The sequence below is a fragment of the Streptomyces sp. NPDC059787 genome (genome assembly GCF_042732315.1).
In the GTDB taxonomy this organism is placed as follows: Bacteria; Actinomycetota; Actinomycetes; order Streptomycetales; family Streptomycetaceae; genus Streptomyces; species Streptomyces atrovirens.
In genome coordinates this window covers 20,069-38,251 of the sequence record NZ_JBHWHX010000015.1, presented here as the reverse complement: position 1 = coordinate 38,251, position 18,183 = coordinate 20,069, and the positions used below count along the sequence as shown (strand labels likewise).

Sequence of the window (18,183 nt, the reverse complement as noted above, 5' to 3'; positions counted from 1 at the left end):
CGCCGCGCTTCACCGCCGCGCCTCCTCGGGTTCGGGCCGGTGTGCGGTGCCCGCACGCGGTGCCGCGGCACCGAAGACCGACCGGTAGTCGGCCGTGTGCCACAGTTCGCGATGGGGTGCGACGGCCCGCACTCCCCCGTCCTCCAGCCAGATCACCAGGTCCGCCCGGGCCGCCACCGACGGGCGGTGCGCGACGACCAGCCTGGTTCCGGGCCGTACCGAGTGGCGCAGCGCCCGGTCCACCTCGTGCTCCGTGGCGGTGTCCAGACTGGACGTCGCGTCGTCCATGATCAGCAGCCGTCCGGCGTGCGCGAACGCCCGGGCGAGCCCGAGGCGCTGGTGCTCACCGCCCGAGAGCGGCGCCGTGGGCAGCGGGGTGGCGTAACCGCCGGGCAGCCGGCGGACGAAGCCGTCGGCGCCCGCGGCACGGCAGGCTTCCCGGACCTGTTCGGGCGACACCCGCCGGGGGCCGGCGGCGACCGCTTCGGCGACCGTGCCGTCGTCCAGGACCGGGCGCTCGAAGGCGTAGGCGACCTCGGTGCGCAGGGCCTCCCGGGTCAACCGGTCGAGGCGGACACCGTCCAGCAGCACATGTCCCTCGTCGGGGTCGATCAGCCGCCCCGCCACGGCGGCCAGGACGGACTTCCCCGCTCCGCTGCGGCCGACCACCGCGACGGTGGTGCCGCCCTCCACCCGCACACCGTCGACGCGCAGGACCTGCCTGCCGTCGCGCACCACCCGCACGCCGCGCAGTTCGAGATCGCCCGGTCCGGCCGGGGGGAGACACCGCGTCCCGTAGTCCAGCGTGGGCATGCCCGCCAGTGCCAGGGCCCGGTTCCGTGCCTCGCGGCCCCGTACCACCGCGCCCAGCAGGGACGCGGCGCCGCCGACACCGGCCGTCAGCTGCGCGTACCGGCACACGGCGAGCAGCTCGCCCACGCTCAGGGCGCCCGACGCCAGCCGCAGGCCGCCGACGGCCGTGGCGGCCAGGGTGAGCAGGGGGACCAGGACACCGCTTCGGCCCAGGGCCCGTCCGTGCAGCGCCCACATGCGCCGCCCCAGGGCGGCGAGCTCCTCCAACGGCGCCAGTATGCGGGCGCGTTCGCGGGCGACGGTCCCCGCGGCGGCGATCGTCGCCGCGCCCTCCAGGGCCTCCAGCAGCCGGGACGCGATCTGTGACTGCGTGTTCTGGTAGGCGGCCACCGAGGCACCGGTGTCGCGGGCGAAGGTCCGCAGCACCAGCGCCAGGGCGGGCAGCCCGGCCAGCACGCAGGCCGCCACCCACACGTCGACGACGGCCAGCGCCACGAGCGCGCCCACCGGCGTGACCGTCGAGGCCGCCAGCGCCGCCCGGGCCGCCGGGGCGCCGCCCGCGTCGGCGGCGTTGAGGGTCAGGCGGGTCCCGACGTCCCCCGGCGTGAAGGGCCCCGCGCGCTCCGGTACGGCGCGCAGCAGACCGTCGAAGGCGCGGAAGCGGACGGAGGCCGTCCAGCCGGCGTTGCAGCGGCCGGTGAACAGGGAGGTGAGGCTGTCGAGCAGCAGTTCACCGAGGAGCAGTACGGCGCTCAGCGCCAGCCAGCGTCCCGCGGCGCCGGCGGCTCCGTCGGCGCCGTCGCGCAGGAGCAGATCCAGTGTGCGGCCGAGGGCGAAGGGCTGGGCCACCGTCGCCGCGGCCGCTCCGACCGAGCACAGCAGCACCAGTACTTCGGGCGTGCGCCCCGGCCCCGCGCCGCCGGCTCCGTCCCGCGCCCGGAACCCGGTCGTCAGCACCGGCCGATCTCCTTCCGTCCGTCCACCGAAACAGGCGACGGCGCCCCGGGCGGAAGCCCGGGGCGCCGGAGCCGAACGACATGACTCACCGCGTCACCGCGGCGGTCGACACCGGCGTCAGTTACAGGTGGTGACGCTCAGGCTGCTGTCGCCGCAGAGCAGCAGGCTCGCGCGGCTGCCGGTCTCGACGTCCCCCATGGCCTCTTCCTTGGGGGTCTCCATCGACTGCAGGTCGAACAGGTTCATGACATCTTCCCTTCGTAGGACAACGGGTTGTCTTCTTTCATCACGACCCCTGGAAGGGGCCGAGTCATGTGGCCGCCCCGCGTGTGCGGCGGCGGAAGGAACGGCAGCCCGGCGGACGGGGCGCCGTGGGCGGAGGCGACGGCCAGCAGGCATCCGGCCGTGCCCGTGGAGAGGTCCATGGACAGGCGCATCATCTGCTCACCGGGGAAGGCGAGCCGGTCGCGGTAGGCCATGGCGTGCCAGGACAGCGCGTCGAGCTGACGCCGGACGGCCTCCGGACCGGTGCCGGGTACCCCGGCCGTCGTGCGGGCGAGGTACAGCACCATCCCGGACACGCCCCGGTACAGACCCGGCTGGGCGTAGAACATGGCCTGCGCCGCGGCCACGATCTCGCCTCTCGCCCGCTCGAACTCCTCGTCCTCCCGGTGCGCCAGGTAGTCGTCGAGCACCATGCCGATGCCCACGCTGCCCGCGCCCAGGTAGGGCATGGTCCGCCAGCCCTCGTCGACCTGCAGGGCGCCGCCCGCGCCGCGGACGCAGCGGGCGAGGTCCTGGCGCAGCGCGTCCCGCGCGAGGTCGAGCAGGGCGGGGTCCCGGTCGCGTTCGTACAGCCGCAGGAAGAGCAGGGCGCGTCCCGCCGCACCGTACAGCAGCCCCGCGCGCGCCCGGCCGGTGCTCCCGTCCCCGGTGCTCCCGTTCCCGGCCGGCCCGCCCCGGGCGGTCAGCTCGGCGCAGCGCCGGGCCGCCGCGCGCAGGGCGGTCTCCCCGGTGGCCGCGGCCAGCGAGTCCAGGGCCAGGCCCAGTCCGGCGGTGCCGCTGTGCAGGTCCGGGGCCAGGTGGTCGAAGGGCTGGTCGAGGAGCAGTTCGGCGAGGTCGAGGGCGCGATCGCGGTGGCCGAGGTACTCCAGCGTCCAGGCGAGGCCGGCGAGCCCGTCGTGGAAACCGAGCGGCATGCCCGACGGCGGTTGCTTGGTCCGCTCCAGCAGCCACTGCTCCCCGTCCTCGTCCCTTCCCGCCCCGCTCTCGGCCAGGGCGTACAGCACCCCCGCCGCGCCGTGGCCGAAGGCCAGTCCGCCGCCGGCCGTGGCGAACTGCGCGATGTCGCCGGGGAAGAGACGGTCGGTACGGGACGGTGTCGCCGACGCGCGGATGGCAGCGGCCATCGAGTCCCGGCTGCGGGGCCAGTCGTCCGGCCGGACCGGCACCACCGGTCCGTCCGCCCGTCGCGCCGCCGGGGCGCCGACGGGGGCGGGGGCGGTGGCACCGCCCGTGATCTCGTCGACCGCCGCGTCCAGGAAGGCCCGGTCCACCGGGAACTGCTCCGCCACCACATCGGCGAGATGGGCCGCCTTGCGCCGGTCCAGCGCCAGCAGGCTGGTGAGCGGGAGGAACAGCGCGAGCCGCAGACAGGCCAGCGCGTACCGGTCCACCGCGACACCCCGCCGGTCGGACGGCGCCACGAACCCCGGGTTGGCGACGGTCTGCCGGCCGGCTTCGTCGACCCGGTGGGCCGCCTCGAAGTCCAGCAGGGCGACGCTGTCGTCCTCACGGATCATGATGTTGAACAGGTGCAGGTCGTTGAAGACCACGCCCCGGGCGTGGACGTCCTCGACGGCGCGTTCCACCCGCGCGTGGACGTCGAGGGCCCAGGCCGTGTACTCGGCCAGCCGCTCCGCACCGGGGTCGGCCTCGATGAGCGGGTGACGGCGGGCGAAGAACGTGTTGAGCGGCTTGCCGTCGATGTGCTCCAGCACCAGGAAGTGGTGCTCCCCGACCGTCAGGTGATCGAGCACCTCGGGTGTGCAGCCGAGACCGGACAGCCGCTCCAGCGCCCGGCGTTCTCGGTGCAGCCGGGTCACCGCGTCCGCGCCGTCGGCCGCCAGACCGGCGTGCGGCCGGGCCTCCTTGAGGACGACCCGTTCCCCGGTGCGGGAGTCGCGGGCGAGGTAGACACCGCCGCCGTTGGAGAAGTGCAGCGCCGACTCGACCGTGTAGGGCAGGCCGCCCACGGTCAGCGCGTCCCGGGCCGCCAGGTGCGGGCGCAGGAAGGCGGGCGGCTCCACCCAGTCCGGCACGCGGAAGACGGGGCCGCGCAGGTCGGGCACCAGCACCCCGTCGGGGCCGGTCACGGCCGGCCGCAGCTCCCCTTGCGCGTCGTAGCAGTTGCGCCGGGTGAAGCCGCCGTACCGGACGTGCACGGGTCCTTCGCCGAGCCGCAGGTCGCTCAGGATGTACGGTCCGGGTTCGCCCGCCAGCAGCTCCGACAGCTCGTCCGCGAGCTGTTCGAACCGCGCCTCGTCCGCCGGGTACACGGTGATGAACTTGCCGCTGCCCGCCCGGTCCGCGTACTTGGCGTTGCGCTGGTGCAGCAGATAGCGGCTGGGGACGAACTTGAAGGCCGTGCCGCCGGCGACACAGTGCCGCCACACGCGTTCGAGCACGGACTCGGCGTTGTCGAGACAGGCGGAGACGTGGATCTTCCAGCCCTGGTCGGGCAGTCCGGCGTCGACCGGACGCAGGGCGAGCCAGTCCCCGCTCTCGTTGCGCTGCCATCCCGGCGGGACGGGCCACGAGGCCGCGGCGTACCGGGAGCGTCCGGTGCCGGCCGGGGAGACGGTGCGGTGCGGAGCGTCGTAGAAGTACGGGTCCGCGTCGCAGTACACGGCATAGCCCTTGTTCACGCCGTCTCCCTCCCACCGATTGCTGACGGGCATGACGCTGTCACGGGGCGTACCGTCCCGCACAGTCACCGCTGTCATCACTCCGGTGTGCGGAACGCACGGGTAACTTCGCGGCGCGACGGGTGGGTCCGGGCCCGTCCCGCCCGGCGGCGGCCGGGCTTCGGCGCACGGCGGGAGTCCCCTCGACGGGGCGAAGGCAGCGTCGTCATGGTGGGCTCCGGCCGGGTGGGAACACCCGCTGCCGCGGGGACCTCGCAGGTGCCGGAGGCGGACCCGGCCGGGCGGGCCGGGCTGTTCGACTCCGACGACGCCGTGCTCGCGCGGCTCCCGCACACCCGGCCGGGCTGCGGCGACCACCTGATCGTCAGGATTCCGCCGTCCGGCACACGGTGCTTCAGCCCTTCCCGCTCCCGACCGTCGCTCCCGCTCGGCGGACGAAGGACAGCGGCCGTGGATCGCCGGTGGCAGGATCTCCGCCATGTCCAACTCATACGCGCGGCCCGTTCTGAGAACGGCGGACCTCTCCGAGGGTTTGCGCATCGTCGAGCGGCTGCTCTCCATCGCCGATCTCACGGACCTCGAAGTCGACTTCGAGGCTCTGATCCACTCGGCGGACGTTCTCACACCGCTGCTGGAACTGCTTCCGCACGCCCAGTGGTTCGCCGAAGGGGACACGGGCGGCTCGTCGCTGAAGGGGGACGATCCGTCGGCGCACTTCCCCGTCCGGCTGAGGTCCGTGGCCCGGCCGCCGGAGACGGTGGGGCCGTTCCTCGACGCGGTGGGTGACGGTCCCGCCACGGTGCGGTGGGACTTCGCGGGCTGGCCCGAGGCCCCGGAGGTGGGCCTCGGTGCCGGCGGCGCGAGGGGTGCGTTCATCACGCTGTGCACGCACGTCCGTGACCTCGAACTGGAGGATCCCGCGACCGACCACACCGTCTTCGTCCACGTCAAGCAGGCCGAGGCCGAACGCGCGCCGTGGCTCGCGGCTCAGGTCGGTCTGACGGTGATCGGCGACCTGGAGATGGCCCCGTACTGAACGGCTGTGCCCCGCCGGAGTCCTCCGGCGGGGCACAGCCGAGGTTCCGTTTCCTGGATCGGCGGATTCCGTGCGGTCGGGGCTTCCACTGCCCCGTGGGATCCGAACGGATCGAAGAAGTCCTTGCCCGTCGCGGCGTTGAACACCCTGCTTGAGTCGAGGAACGGCGTTTCCCTGCCCCCGTGTTGGGGCCTCGGCCAGGTGCTTCGCTCAAAACCTTCCGCGAGGCGGAAGGGCCGTTGCGGCCCTACGACGCCCTCCTCGACGATGCCGCCACCCACCAGAGACGGGAGCCGCAGCCATGCCGCACATCACCGCCTTCGCCAGGAACCAGTGGTACGTCGCCGCCTACAGCCACGAGGTGGGCCGGGAACTGCTCGGACGCACGGTGCTCGGGGAACCGCTCGTGCTCTACCGGACCGAGGGCGACGGAACGCCGGTCGTGCTCAACGACCGGTGTGTGCACCGCCGTTACCCGCTCTCCGAGGCGCCGACGCGACTCGACGGCGACCGGATCGTGTGCGGGTACCACGGGTTCACCTATGACACGACGGGCACGTGCGTGTACGTGCCGGGGCAGAAACGGGTGCCGCGCACCGCGCGCGTCGCCTCCTACCCCGTGGTCGAGCAGGACTCGCTGGTCTGGGTGTGGATCGGTGATCCGGCGCTCGCCGACGCGGGGAGCATTCCGCGGGCCCGGCACCTGGACTCCCCCGGCTGGGTGACCGTGCGGGGCATGGAGCCCATCGACTGCGACCACGGGCTGCTCGTCGACAACCTCCTCGACCTCTCCCACGAGACCTATCTGCACGGCGGCTACATCGGTACCCCCGAGGTCGCCGAGACACCGATCACCACCGAGGTCGACGAGGGCGCCGGGATCGTACGGGTGAGCCGGCGCATGGACGACGCCGCGTGCCCGCCGTTCTACGCCCGGTCCACCGGGATCGAGGGGCGGATCACCCGCCGGCAGGACATCGAGTACCACGCGCCGTGCCTGTACCTGCTGCACAGCAGGATCGCCCCGGTGGGTGTGGTGCCCGAGCCGGACGGCGGCGACCCGGGCGGCTTCCGCACCGAGATCACGTACGCCATCACGCCGTCCGCCGACGGCAAGGTGTACGACTTCTGGGCGGTCTCGCGGGACTGGGCCGTCGACGACGGCGAGGTGAGCGAGTTCCTGCGGAGCAACAACCACACGGTCGTCATGCAGGACGTCGACGCGCTCAACCTGCTCCAGCGCTCCCTCGGCACCGAACGCGCCGGCTACCAGGAGCTGAGCATCAACATCGACACCGGCGGTCTGGCCGCCCGCCGTATCCTCGCCCGGCTGGTGGAGGAGGGCGACAAGCCCGTGGAGAGGGTCCGATGAGCGAGTCCACCGGTGAGATCTACCGCGTCGACTGGCTGCCGGGCACCGATCTGCTGCACGGCACCTGCCACTGCGGGCGCGAGCACACCGCTCAGGATCCGGTCGGGATGTGGGAGTGGATGCTCTCCCATCCGCGGGGGCACGAACCACGAGGAGCCGGTGCATGACCTCGTACGACGGCATCGGACTCGTGGTGGAACGGCGGGAGCCGGCGGCCGACGGCGTTCTCGTCCTCACCCTGCGGCATCCGCTGGGCGCGGAGCTGCCCGTCTGGGAGCCGGGCGCGCACATCGACCTGGTGCTCGGACCGGATCTGGAGCGGCAGTACTCGCTGTGCGGGGACCCGGCCGACCGGGACCGCTGGCGGATCGCCGTCCTGCGCGAACGGGACGGGCGCGGTGGCTCCGCCCATGTGCACGAGCGGGTGCGGCCGGGCGACAGGGTACGGGCGCGCGGCCCCCGCAACCACTTCCGGCTGGAGCCCGCCGGAAGTTACCGCTTCGTCGCGGGCGGCATCGGCATCACCCCCATTCTGCCGATGCTGGCCGCTGCCGGGGCGGCGGGCGCCGACTGGACGCTGCTGTACGGCGGGCGCACCCGTGCCTCCATGGCGTTCACCGGGGAGTTGGCCCGGTACGGGAAGCGGGTCACGCTCGTCCCCGAGGAAGAGGCCGGGCTGCCGGACCTCGCCCCGGTGCTGGACGGCCTTCCGGACGGCACCCTCGTCTACTGCTGCGGTCCCGGTCCGCTGCTCGACGCGGTCGAGGAGCGGTGCCCGGCCGGAGCACTGCGCGTGGAGCGGTTCCGTCCCGCGACACGACACGGCGGGACGGAGCACGGGTTCGAGGTCGTACTGGCCCGCAGCGGCCGGACGCTCACCGTCGCTCCGGGCGTCTCCGTCCTGGACACGGTGCGCGGGGCCGGTGTCGAGGTGCTCCATTCCTGCACCGAGGGCACCTGCGGTACCTGCGAGACCGAGGTGCTGGAGGGTGACCCCGACCACCGTGACTCGGTGCTCACCGAGGAGGAGCGGACGGCCGGGGAGACCATGCTCATCTGTGTGTCCCGGTGCCGTGGGCGGCGGCTCGTGCTGGACCTGTGATCCGCAGGTCGGCGTCGATCCGGGCGACCGTCGCCAGCAGGTGGGGCAGCAGGTCCCGGCGTACGGACTCCACGGAGTTGCGGCCGGCGTGCACCGCGATGTTCACGCCGGCCACCACCTCGCCGTCCCGGTCCCGCACCGGCGCGGCGACCGACCTGAGCCCGTCCTCCAGCTCCTGGTCGACGAGCGCGTGACCCTGGCGGCGCACCCGGCGCAGTTCGGCGCGCAGGGCGTCCGCCGAGACGAGGGTGCGGGAGGTGTGCGGGCGCAGGTCGGCGCGGGCGAGCCGGTTGTCGATCTCGGCGTCCGGCAGACCGGCGAGGATCACCCGGCCCACGGAGGTCAGGTGGGCGGGGAAGCGGGTGCCGACCGTGATCGACGCGGTCATGATGCGGCTGGTGGGGACGCGGGCGACGTACACCACGTCGTCGCCGTCCAGCACGCACAGCGAGGACGACTCCCGCACCTGCGCGACGAGTTGCTCCAGATGCGGCTCGGCGATCTGCGGCAGCGTGAACCCGGCGAGGTAGGAGTAGCCGAGCTCCAGCACGCGCGGGGTGAGCCGGAAGAGCCGGCCGTCGGTGTGGACGTAGCCGAGATCGGCCAGGGTGAGCAGGAAGCGGCGGGCCGCCGCGCGGGTCAGTTCGCAGGCGCGGGCGACCTCGCTCAGGGTCAGCGCCGGGTGCTCGGCGTCGAAGGCCCGGATGACGGCGAGGCCCCTCTCGAAGGACCGGACGAAGTGCGGTCCGCGGACGTCAACGGTCATCGTGGCCTCCGGGAAGACGTACGAACGTACGCGTCGCGCACGCTATGAGTGCGCGATCCGACTGTCAACGATGCGTCCGCACCTGAGCGGTTGTCCACGATGCGGTCGTCGACGATTGGACGGTGTACGGGGATTGACCGTGTCTCGGCGCGGGCCCTACGTTCCCGATCGGCACGTTCGTTCTCTCTGCGCACAGCCTGTCGGAGCATCCGGTCCGGTCCCACCGCGGGAGTCACAGTCATGCGTCGTCGTCTGCTCATCGCCCTCACGGCCCTGTCCGTACTGACCGCCGCGACGGCCTGCGGCTCCTCCGGCTCCGACGGGTCGGACGGGGCCGGCTCGTCCGGCGGCACCACCAGCGTGACGGTGGGGCTGGTCCCCATCGTCGATGTGGCCCCTCTGTATCTGGGCCAGAAGAAGGGGTTCTTCAGCGAGCGCGGGCTGAAGCTCGAGTTCTCCAGCGCGCAGGGCGGCGCCGCCATCGTGCCCGGCGTGGCCAGCGGCCAGTTCGAGTTCGGGTTCTCCAACATGACCTCGCTGATGATCGCCCAGTCCAACAACGTGCCGGTGAAGGCGGTGGCGAACGGCATCGCCTCGACCGGTGAGGTGGGCAAGGACTTCGAGGCGCTCACCGTCAAGGGCGACAGCCCCATCAAGTCGGCGAAGGAGCTGGAGGGCAAGAAGGTCGCCATCAACACCCTGAAGAACATCAACGAGACCGCGGTGCGTGCCTCGGTGCGCAAGGCGGGCGGCGACCCCGACAAGGTGGAGCTGGTCGAGCTGGCCTTCGACCAGATGCCGGCAGCACTCGACGGCGGGCGGATCGACGCGGCGATGGTGGTGGAACCGGCGCTGGCCACCGTCAAGAGCCAGGGCGGCCGGGAGATCGCCTCCCCCATGATCGACGTCGCGCCGAAGCTCACCGTCGCCATGTATTTCACCTCCGTCAAGTACGCGCAGGAGAACCCGGAGACGGTGAAGAAGTTCCAGGAGGCCACCGCCGAGTCCCTGGCCTACGCCGACTCCCACCCGGACGAGGTGCGCGAGATCGTCACCACGTACACGAAGATCCCCGCAGACGTGCTGGCGAAGGTGACCCTGCCGAAGTGGCCGGCCGAACCCGACCGCGCCGCCATCGAGCGGCTGGCGGAACTGGGCGCGCAGGACGGTCTGTTCAAGCAGGCACCGGACCTGGACGAGCTGCTGCCGTGAGGGGCGGGAACGCCGCTCTCGGTGCGGCCGGGCTCACGGCCTTCCTCCTGCTCGCGGAGGCGGTGCCGCGGCTCGGCCTGGTCGAGGAGGAGTACTTCCCGCCGGCCACCCGGATCGCCGACGCCCTCGGCACGGAACTCGCGGACGGCGCGTTCTGGACCGCCCTCGGCGACACCCTCACCGGCTGGGCGGCGGGCCTGGCGATCGCGGCCGCCGCGGGGATCGTCATCGGGGTGGTGCTGTCCGTGGTGCCGTATCTGCGCGAGGCGACGGCGTCCACGATCGAGTTCCTGCGCCCCATCCCGTCGGTCGCGCTGATCCCGCTGGCGGTGCTGCTGTACGGCACCGAACTGGGGTCGGTGCTGCTCCTGGTCGTGTACGCCTCCTTCTGGCAGGTGCTGATCCAGGTCCTGTACGGCGTCCAGGACGTCGACCCGGTCGCCGAGGAGACGGCACGGTCGTACGGTCTGGGCACCTGGGCCCGCGTCCGGCATGTGTTGTGGCCGACCGCGCTGCCGTATGTGATGACCGGGGTGCGGCTGGCGGCGGCGGTCGCGCTGATCCTCGCCATCACCGCCGAACTCGTCATCGGCGCACCCGGGTTGGGCGCGCGCATCGCGGTGGCGCAGACCTCGCAGGCGGTGCCCGAGATGTACGCGCTGATCGTCGTCTCCGGTGTGCTGGGGCTGCTGATCAATGTCGGGGCCCGGTCGGTGGAGCGGCGGGCGCTGGCCTGGCACCAGTCGGTGCGCGGGGAGGTGGCGGTGTGAGGCGGTGGCTGCTGCGTCCGGTGTTCGTGCTCGCGCTGCCCGTGGTGCTGGTGACGGTGTGGTGGGTGTCCTCGGCCGGCAGCGAGGACGTGTACTGGCCGCCGCTGCGCACGATCCTGGAGACGTTCCCGGACGTGTGGACCGGTGAGCGGTGGCGCGGTGACGTGCTGCCCAGCGTGCTGCGGCTTGCGGCCGGCTATGCCCTGGCGGCCGTCGCCGGTGTCGCGCTCGGCACGCTGATCGGCTCGTACCGCAGGGTGCGCGCGGTGTGCGAGCCGGTGCTGGAGTTCCTGCGGGCCGTGCCGCCGCCGGTGCTGGTGCCGGTGATCATGCTGTTCGCGGGCATCGGCGACACGATGAAGGTCGTCGTCATCGCGAGCGGCTGCGTGTGGCCGGTGCTGCTCAACACCGTCGAAGGTGTGCGGGCGGTCGATTCGGTGATGAGCGAGACGGCCCGCTCGTACGGCGTCACGGGCGTCGCCCGTCTGAAGGACGTGGTGCTGCCCTCGGCGAGCCCGCAGATCTTCGCGGGTCTGCGGCAGGCGCTGTCGATCGGCATCATCCTGATGGTGATCAGCGAGATGTTCGCCGCCAGCAACGGTCTCGGCTTCACCGTCGTGCAGTTCCAGCGCTCCTTCGCGATCCCCGACATGTGGACCGGCATCCTGCTGCTCGGTCTGCTCGGCTTCGTCCTCTCGGTCCTCTTCCAGCTGGTCGAGCGGCGGGCGCTCGGCTGGTACCACGGTCTGCGCGCCGCCGCCCGGCGGTCCCGGTGAATCTCGCGAAAGGGCGGTCGATGCTCGACGTACGCGGTCTGCGGAAGGTCTACGAGGGATCGGGGCGGCACGTCGAGGCGGTGCGCGACCTGACCTTCACGGTGGAGGCCGGTGAACTGGTCTGTCTGGTCGGCCCGTCCGGCTGCGGCAAGACGACGCTGCTGAAGTGTGTGGGCGGGCTGCTCGAACCGACGGCCGGTGAGGTGTTCCTGGCCGGGCGGAAGGTGGACGGCCCGCCGCCCGGGATGGCGTTCGTGTTCCAGGAGTACGGGCGCAGCCTGTTCCCGTGGATGCGGGTCGGGCAGAACGTCGGACTCCCGCTGAAACAGAAGGACCTGGGCAAGACGCGGCGCCGCGAGCTGGTCGCGGACGCCCTCGCCTCGGTGGGCCTCGCGGACGCGGCCGGGGCGTACCCGTGGCAGCTCTCCGGCGGTATGCAGCAGCGGGTGGCGATCGCGCGGGCGCTGGCGTACGAGCCCGAGGTGCTGCTGATGGACGAGCCGTTCGCGGCGGTGGACGCGCAGACCCGCGCCGATCTGGAGGACCTGGTACGGCGGTTGTGGCGGGAGCGCGGGATCACGGTCCTGTTCGTCACCCATGACATCGACGAGGCGGTGTACCTCGGCGAGCGGGTGGTCGTGCTGTCCGCCTCCCCCACCGTCGTACGGGAGCAGCTGAAGGTCGACCTGCCCGCCGAACGGGACCAGTTGAGCACCCGCGTGGCACCGCGCTTCGCCGAACTGCGGACCCATGTGTACGAGCAGATCCAGGCGGCGAAGCGCGGAGTCGCCACGGTCAGGACAGATACGCCTCCACCTCACTGAACTGGGCGGCCGGCCAGCCGGTGTTGCCGGTGACGTGCAGCCGTACGTAGCGCAGGTCGCCGCTGACCGGGATGGTCACCGTGTTGCCGGTCGCCGGGTCGAAGCGGTAGTCCTTCGAGGCGACCACCGTCGAGTACGCCGAGCCGTCGCCGCTGCCCTGCACGGACAGGGTCTGGGTGCGGGCTCCCCAGACTGCCTGCGGGGGCAGTTTCAGCACCAGCCGGCGTACGGACTGCCGGGAGCCGAGGTCGACCGTGAGGGACTGCGGGAAGGCGTGGTTGGCCGACTCCCAGTAGCTGTTCGCGTCCCCGTCGACCGCCTTGCCCGGGGTGTAGACGTCCTGGGAACCGGTGGCGGTGGCCGGGCGGCCCTGGGCGAGGTTGCGGCCCGGGTCGGGGCCGGGGTTGCCCTGGCCGGGCTGGGGCCAGGTGGAGCAGTCGGACCAGGTGCTGTCCCAGCCGGAGTTGCCGCCGCCGTCGGTGACGGTGAAGGTGCCGGAGCCGGCCGGGTAGGGGCAGTTGTAGACGCCGGCCGAGCCGACGCCGGTCGCCGTCACGTCGCGGAAGGTGGCAGCCCCCTGGGTCTCCGCCTGCACGACGACCGTGCCCGCCCTGTTCACGGTGGCGCCGTCGACGGTGATGTTCTTCGCGGCGAACCCGCGTCCGCTGCCCGAGACGAACTCGAAGGCGCTGTACGGGCTGTCGGTGACGGTCGTGTCGGTGATCCTCACCTGTGCCTCGATGGCGCTGTCGTAGGAGTCGACGCGCAGGGCGCCCATCGGGTGGTTCCAGTTGGGGTTCATGGCGCCGGTGCGGACCAGAGTGTTGCCGTCGACCGTGATGGTGCCGGACAGCGGGTGGAAGGGGTCGAGGAACTTCTGGTTGGAGATCGCGATACCGCTGCCCAGGGCGTTGGTGTCGGAGATCAGGTTGTTCCGTACGGTGATGTCGGTGCCGCCGTAGACGGCGATGCCGTTGGCGAGGTTCGGCTGCGAGATGGTGTTGTTCTCGAAGCTGCTGTTCACGTCGGGTGCGTTCAGCGACCACATGGCGAGCGCGTCGTCGCCCTGGTTGCGCAGGAAGTTGTTGCGGACCTTCACCCCGCGCGCGTTGCCGTTGAGGTTGAGGCCGTCGGCGGTCATGTCGAGGAAGCGGTTGTTCTCGACGACGAGGTTGTCGTTGGTGCCGGTCAGCCAGAGGCCCACCTTGAGGTGCTGGAGCCACATGCCGGAGACGGACGAGTTCGGGCCGAGCGAGCCGTTGACGAAGTTGTCGGGGCTGGAGTCGACGCGTTCGGTGACCTCGCCGATGACCGCGAAGTCCTTGAGATGGACGTTGCCCGCGGAACCGGTCTGGTCGATGAAGCGGGAGCCGCGCACGATCGAGTGCCAGCTGCCTGCGCCGCGGATGGTGACGTTCTGGACGCCGCTCAGGGAGGAGGTGAGCCGGTACTCCCCCGGCGGTATCCAGACCGTGCCGCCCTGTGCGGCCGCGATCGCCGACCGGAAGGCCTGCGTGGAGTCGCCCTGCCCGCCGGGGTCGGCGCCGTGGTCGGTGACGGAGACCGCGCCGGAGGGCTTCGCGGCCGGGTCGGCGATCTGCTCGAAGTCGGCGACGTCCACGGTGACCTGGACGCCGGTGGCCTCCACGGCGACCTTGTCGCCCGCCTGGACGTTCCGCCCGAGCAGCATGCGCGTGTTGTCGTAGAGGTGGTGGGTCTTGGCGCCGGCGATCCAGGGGGTGTCGACGTAGGAGTACTTGGAGGTCACAGGAAGCGTCTTGGCGAGCCGCTGCCCGTTGACGTGGACGGCGAGGCTGCCGGACTGGCCGTCGGGGACGCTGTAGGCGACGTTCACCGAATTGGCCGCGCGGGGCACGGTGAACTCGACACGCTGTCCGGCGGCGAGGCGTACCGCCTGGCGGCCGGAAGCCTCGGAGGCGAGGGTGCCCTGGGTGTGGTCGGGTCCGATCCTGGTGCCGGTGCCGGCGGCCGCCTCGGCCTCGACGGAGGTGAAGGGGAGGCTCGCGCCCGCGGCGGCGTGGGCGGGCGCGGGAGCGAGGGCGACGAGCATGCCGGCGGCCACGGCGACAGCCGTACCGATGACCGACATGCTCCTGACAGCCGATCCGATGGTGCTCATGTGCTGGTCCCTTCGTGGTGGGGGCAGGGGAACGAGCGGGTGCGGTCTCAGGCGCGCAGCCAGACCGCGGTGTCCTTCGGCAGCCGTCCGTCGGGGTCCAGGGGGCCGCTGGCGAGGAGCAGCGCGGTGTGGGCGGGGAGGTCGGCGGGCGTGTCCGCGAGGTTCACCACGCAGAGGGTGCCGCCGTCCGCGCGGGTGAAGGCGAGCACGCCGTCGGCGGTGGACAGCCAGGTGAGCGGGCCGTCGCCGAGGACCGGGCGCAGACGGATCGCCTCGCGGTAGAGGGCGAGCATCGAGCCGGGATCCCGCGCCTGCCGGTCGGCCGCGTACGACGCCCAGCCGACGGGCTGCGGCAGCCACGGTTCGCCGCCGAAACCGGCGTGCGGTGCGTCGGCCGTCCACGGCAGCGGCACCCTGCACCCGTCGCGGCCGGGGTCGGTGCCCCCGGAGCGGGCGTGCATGGGGTCCTCGATGCGGTCGAGCGGGATGTCGGCCTCGGGCAGGCCCAGTTCCTCGCCCTGGTAGACGTAGACCGCGCCGGGCAGGGCCAGGGAGAGCAGGGCTGCGGCGCGGGCCCGGCGGGTGCCGAGGGCGAGGTCGGTCGGGGTGCCGAAGGCCTTGGTGGCGAAGTCGAAGCCGGTGTCGGCGCGGCCGTAGCGGGTGACCGTGCGGGTGACGTCGTGGTTGCACAGCACCCAGGTGGCGGGGGCGCCGATCGGCGCGTGTTCGGCGAGGGTGTCCTCGATGGAGGTGCGCAGTCGTGCCGCGTCCCAGGGACAGGTCATGAAGGAGAAGTTGAACGCGGTGTGCAGTTCGTCGGGGCGCAGGTAGCGGGCGAAGCGTTCGGTGTCGGGGAGCCAGACCTCGCCGACGAAGACGCCACCGTACTCGTCGGCGACGGCGCGCCAGCCCCGGTAGACGTCGTGGAGTTCGTCGCGGTCGACATAGGGATGCGGGTCGCGGTCCTCGACGAAGTCGGGCAGCCGGGGGTCCTTCACCAGCAGCGCGGCGGAGTCGATGCGCACACCGGCCACGCCCCGCTCGAACCAGAAGCGCAGGATGTCCTCGTGCTCCTGGCGGACGGCGGGATGGGCCCAGTTGAGGTCGGGCTGTTCGGGGGCGAACAGGTGGAGGTACCAGTCACCGTCGTCCAGCCTGCTCCAGGCGGGACCGCCGAACTCCGACCGCCAGTCGTTCGGCGGTAGTTCACCGTGCTCACCACGGCCGGGGCGGAAGTGGAACAGCTCCCGCTCGGGGCCGCCGGCGAGCGCGGCCCGGAACCAGGGGTGCTGGTCGGAGACATGGTTCGGCACGATGTCGACGATCGTGCGGATGTCCAGTTCCCGTGCCTCGGCGATGAGTTTCTCCGCCTCTGCGAGGGTGCCGAAGGCCGGGTCGATCGCCCGGTAGTCGGCGACGTCGTAGCCGCCGTCCTTCATCGGGGACAGGTACCAGGGGTTGAACCACAGGGCTTCCACGCCGAGTTCGGCGAGGTACGGCAGCCTGGCGCGGACGCCCGCGAGGTCTCCGGTGCCGTCGCCGTCGCCGTCGGCGAAGCTGCGGACGTACACCTGGTAGATGACGGCGGAGCGCCACCAGTCGTCGTTCAGGGCAGGGGTGGGCTGTCCCACGGTGCGTGCCTTTCTCTTCTGTGGATGAGGTGCGGTGTCAGCCCTTGGTGCTGCCCGCGCTGATTCCGGCGATGATGTGCCGCTGGAAGACGAGGAACAGCGCGACCATGGGGATGCTGGCGATCACCATCGCGGCGATGAGCACGGTCAGCTGGATGTTCTGCGACAACTGCACGAGAGCCACGCTGATCGGCTGCTTGCCGGTGTCGGAGAAGACCATCAGCGGCCACAGGAAGTCCTGCCACACGGCGACCAGGGCGAAGATCGACACCACTCCGAGCACCGGACGCGACATGGGCAGCACGATCGACCACAGGGTGCGCAGCTTCCCCGCGCCGTCCATCTCGGCGGCTTCGAGCACGTCCCTGGGCAGTTGGTCGAAGAACCGCTTGAGCAGGTAGAGGTTGAAGGCGTTGGCGACGGCCGGCAGCCAGATGGCGAGGGGGTCGTTGAGCAGGCCGAGGTCGGCCACGGTCAGGTACTTCGGTACGACCAGGGCCTGCGCCGGGACCATCAGCGTGGCGAGGATGCCGCCGAGGATCAGCTTGCCGAAGGCGGGCCGGAGCTTGGACAGGGCGTAGGCGGCGGCCGTGCAGAACACCAGTTGGAACAGCCAGGCGCCGGCCGCCTGCACCACCGTGTTCCACAGGTGCGTGGGCAGCTCCATCAGTTCCCAGGCGTCGGTGTAGCCGCTGGTGCTCCAGCTCTCCGGGACGAGGGTGGGCGGGGTGCGGGCCACCTCGTCCGGTGACTTCATCGCGCCGCTCGCCATCCAGTAGACGGGGAAGAGGAAGGCGAGCGCGAACAGCACGACGATGCCGGTGAACACGGTCCAGTAGACGGCCCTGCCGCGCGGGCGGGCCAGCACCGCCGGCGAGACGAGGGTGCGGGTGGTGCTGCTCATGCGGCCTCCTCTCCGGAGCGGGTGAGACGGAGGTAGACGGCGGAGAACGCGCCGAGCAGGGCGAGGAGCATCACGCTCAGCGCGCAGGCGCCGCCGAAGTCGTTGTAGAGGAAGGCGTACTTGTAGATGAGGTAGAGGACGGTCACGGTCGCGTTCTCGGGGCCGCCACCGGTGATCACGAAGGGCTCGGTGAACACCTGCATGGTGGCGATGATCTGGAGCAGCATCAGCATGAGGATGACGAACCTGGTCTGCGGGACCGTCACATGGCGGATGCGCTGGAGCAGGCCCGCGCCGTCCAGTTCGGCGGCCTCGTACAGCTCGCCGGGGATGGACTGCAGGGCGGCGAGGTAGATGAGGACGGTGCCGCCCATGTTGGCCCAGGTGGCGACGACGACCAGGGAGACCAGTGCGGTGTCGGCGCCGTTGGACCAGTTCGAGGTGGGCAGGTGGAGGAAGCGCAGCGCCTCGTTGGCGAGGCCGGCGCCGGGGTCGTAGAACCACTTCCACAGCAGGGCGCTGACCACCGGCGGGATCATCACCGGCAGATAGACGACGACCCGGAAGAAGGCCTTGGCGTGCCTGAGTTCGTTGAGCACGAGGGCCAGGACGAAGGGGATCGCGAAGCCGATCAGCAGGGCGAGCAGGGTGAAGGTGAGCGTGTTGCGCCAGGCGGCGCCGAACTCGGGGTCGTTCAGGACCCGGGTGAAGTTGGCGGTGCCGACCCATTCGGGGTCGGAGCCCGGTGTGTACTTCTGGAAGGCGATCACGACGGCGCGGATCGCCGGGTACCAGGAGAACAGGGCGAAGCAGACGAGTCCGCCGAGGAGGAAGCCGTAGGCGCGCAGATGGTCGGTGAGACGGCGCCGTCTCCGGTCCCTTGCCGGGGACGGCGCCTTCACCGGACGGATCCGCACGGCCGCGGCCAGACGTTCAGCCGTCTTCGTCACCGG

Annotated in this window: 16 protein-coding genes; 8 read left to right on the top strand and 8 right to left on the bottom strand. The window is 71.9% G+C overall.

Features of this window, described 5'->3' with window-relative positions; all coding sequences use genetic code 11:
* Positions 1-9: 9 nt before the first annotated feature.
* The 3 genes from ACFV5H_RS16735 to lanKC all read right to left on the bottom strand — a co-directional run bounded on the left by ACFV5H_RS16735 (position 10) and on the right by lanKC (position 4,697).
* Positions 10-1,770 carry an ABC transporter ATP-binding protein gene (locus ACFV5H_RS16735; RefSeq protein WP_385195432.1) on the bottom strand — a complete coding sequence of 587 codons (1,761 nt, stop codon included), beginning with the start codon at positions 1,768-1,770 and terminating at the stop codon, positions 10-12.
* A gap of 117 nt (positions 1,771-1,887) precedes the next feature.
* Entirely contained in the window at positions 1,888-2,016 is a 129-nt protein-coding gene (locus ACFV5H_RS16730; RefSeq protein ID WP_006130296.1) for a SapB/AmfS family lanthipeptide, read from the bottom strand.
* Positions 2,013-4,697 carry a class III lanthionine synthetase LanKC gene (gene lanKC / locus ACFV5H_RS16725; protein ID WP_385056605.1) on the bottom strand — a complete coding sequence of 895 codons (2,685 nt, stop codon included), beginning with the start codon at positions 4,695-4,697 and terminating at the stop codon, positions 2,013-2,015. The genes ACFV5H_RS16730 and lanKC overlap by 4 nt, the downstream gene beginning before the upstream one ends.
* A gap of 478 nt (positions 4,698-5,175) precedes the next feature.
* Here lanKC and ACFV5H_RS16720 point away from each other — a divergent pair, with 478 nt between their 5' ends.
* The 4 genes from ACFV5H_RS16720 to ACFV5H_RS16705 all read left to right on the top strand — a co-directional run bounded on the left by ACFV5H_RS16720 (position 5,176) and on the right by ACFV5H_RS16705 (position 8,207).
* Positions 5,176-5,733 (top strand): hypothetical protein, encoded by a 558-nt coding sequence (locus ACFV5H_RS16720; RefSeq protein WP_385195429.1) that lies wholly within the window; start codon positions 5,176-5,178, stop codon positions 5,731-5,733.
* 301 nt (positions 5,734-6,034) lie between these two features.
* Positions 6,035-7,105 carry a Rieske 2Fe-2S domain-containing protein gene (locus ACFV5H_RS16715; protein ID WP_385056610.1) on the top strand — a complete coding sequence of 357 codons (1,071 nt, stop codon included), beginning with the start codon at positions 6,035-6,037 and terminating at the stop codon, positions 7,103-7,105.
* Complete coding sequence (locus tag ACFV5H_RS16710; RefSeq protein ID WP_385056613.1) at positions 7,102-7,272, top strand: hypothetical protein; 171 nt, start codon at positions 7,102-7,104, stop codon at positions 7,270-7,272. The genes ACFV5H_RS16715 and ACFV5H_RS16710 overlap by 4 nt, the downstream gene beginning before the upstream one ends.
* Positions 7,269-8,207 carry a PDR/VanB family oxidoreductase gene (locus ACFV5H_RS16705; protein ID WP_385056615.1) on the top strand — a complete coding sequence of 313 codons (939 nt, stop codon included), beginning with the start codon at positions 7,269-7,271 and terminating at the stop codon, positions 8,205-8,207. The genes ACFV5H_RS16710 and ACFV5H_RS16705 overlap by 4 nt, the downstream gene beginning before the upstream one ends.
* On the opposite strand, the gene ACFV5H_RS16700 is transcribed toward ACFV5H_RS16705, so the two are convergent.
* The gene (locus ACFV5H_RS16700; RefSeq protein WP_385056617.1) at positions 8,158-8,973 is read right to left on the bottom strand and encodes an IclR family transcriptional regulator C-terminal domain-containing protein; all 816 of its coding nucleotides are present in this window, start codon (positions 8,971-8,973) and stop codon (positions 8,158-8,160) included. The two genes, ACFV5H_RS16705 and ACFV5H_RS16700, sit on opposite strands and share 50 nt — an antisense overlap.
* A gap of 240 nt (positions 8,974-9,213) precedes the next feature.
* On the opposite strand from ACFV5H_RS16700, the gene ACFV5H_RS16695 reads away from it, so the two are divergent.
* Genes ACFV5H_RS16695 through ACFV5H_RS16680 form a run of 4 tightly spaced genes read left to right on the top strand, consistent with a single transcriptional unit; the run spans position 9,214 to position 12,555 of the window.
* Complete coding sequence (locus tag ACFV5H_RS16695) at positions 9,214-10,185, top strand: ABC transporter substrate-binding protein (protein ID WP_385195426.1); 972 nt, start codon at positions 9,214-9,216, stop codon at positions 10,183-10,185.
* A complete protein-coding gene (locus ACFV5H_RS16690; protein WP_385056623.1) occupies positions 10,182-10,955 on the top strand; it encodes an ABC transporter permease in 774 nt (257 codons plus the stop codon). The genes ACFV5H_RS16695 and ACFV5H_RS16690 overlap by 4 nt, the downstream gene beginning before the upstream one ends.
* Positions 10,952-11,731, top strand: a complete 780-nt coding sequence (locus ACFV5H_RS16685) for an ABC transporter permease (RefSeq protein ID WP_385195424.1) — start codon at positions 10,952-10,954, stop codon at positions 11,729-11,731. Before ACFV5H_RS16690 ends, ACFV5H_RS16685 begins: the two co-directional genes overlap by 4 nt.
* A gap of 20 nt (positions 11,732-11,751) precedes the next feature.
* Positions 11,752-12,555, top strand: a complete 804-nt coding sequence (locus ACFV5H_RS16680; RefSeq protein WP_385195422.1) for an ABC transporter ATP-binding protein — start codon at positions 11,752-11,754, stop codon at positions 12,553-12,555.
* On the opposite strand, the gene ACFV5H_RS16675 is transcribed toward ACFV5H_RS16680, so the two are convergent.
* From ACFV5H_RS16675 to ACFV5H_RS16660, 4 genes are read right to left on the bottom strand one after another with little or no spacing between them, the layout of a single operon-like run.
* Positions 12,527-14,695 carry a discoidin domain-containing protein gene (locus ACFV5H_RS16675; RefSeq protein WP_385195419.1) on the bottom strand — a complete coding sequence of 723 codons (2,169 nt, stop codon included), beginning with the start codon at positions 14,693-14,695 and terminating at the stop codon, positions 12,527-12,529. The two genes, ACFV5H_RS16680 and ACFV5H_RS16675, sit on opposite strands and share 29 nt — an antisense overlap.
* Before the next feature lie 47 nt (positions 14,696-14,742).
* Positions 14,743-16,326, bottom strand: a complete 1,584-nt coding sequence (locus ACFV5H_RS16670; protein WP_385056634.1) for a glycoside hydrolase family 13 protein — start codon at positions 16,324-16,326, stop codon at positions 14,743-14,745.
* Positions 16,327-16,363: 37 nt separating this feature from the next.
* Positions 16,364-17,230 (bottom strand): carbohydrate ABC transporter permease, encoded by an 867-nt coding sequence (locus ACFV5H_RS16665; protein ID WP_385056637.1) that lies wholly within the window; start codon positions 17,228-17,230, stop codon positions 16,364-16,366.
* Entirely contained in the window at positions 17,227-18,180 is a 954-nt protein-coding gene (locus tag ACFV5H_RS16660) for a carbohydrate ABC transporter permease (RefSeq protein WP_385195417.1), read from the bottom strand. The genes ACFV5H_RS16665 and ACFV5H_RS16660 overlap by 4 nt, the downstream gene beginning before the upstream one ends.
* Positions 18,181-18,183 lie beyond the last annotated feature (3 nt).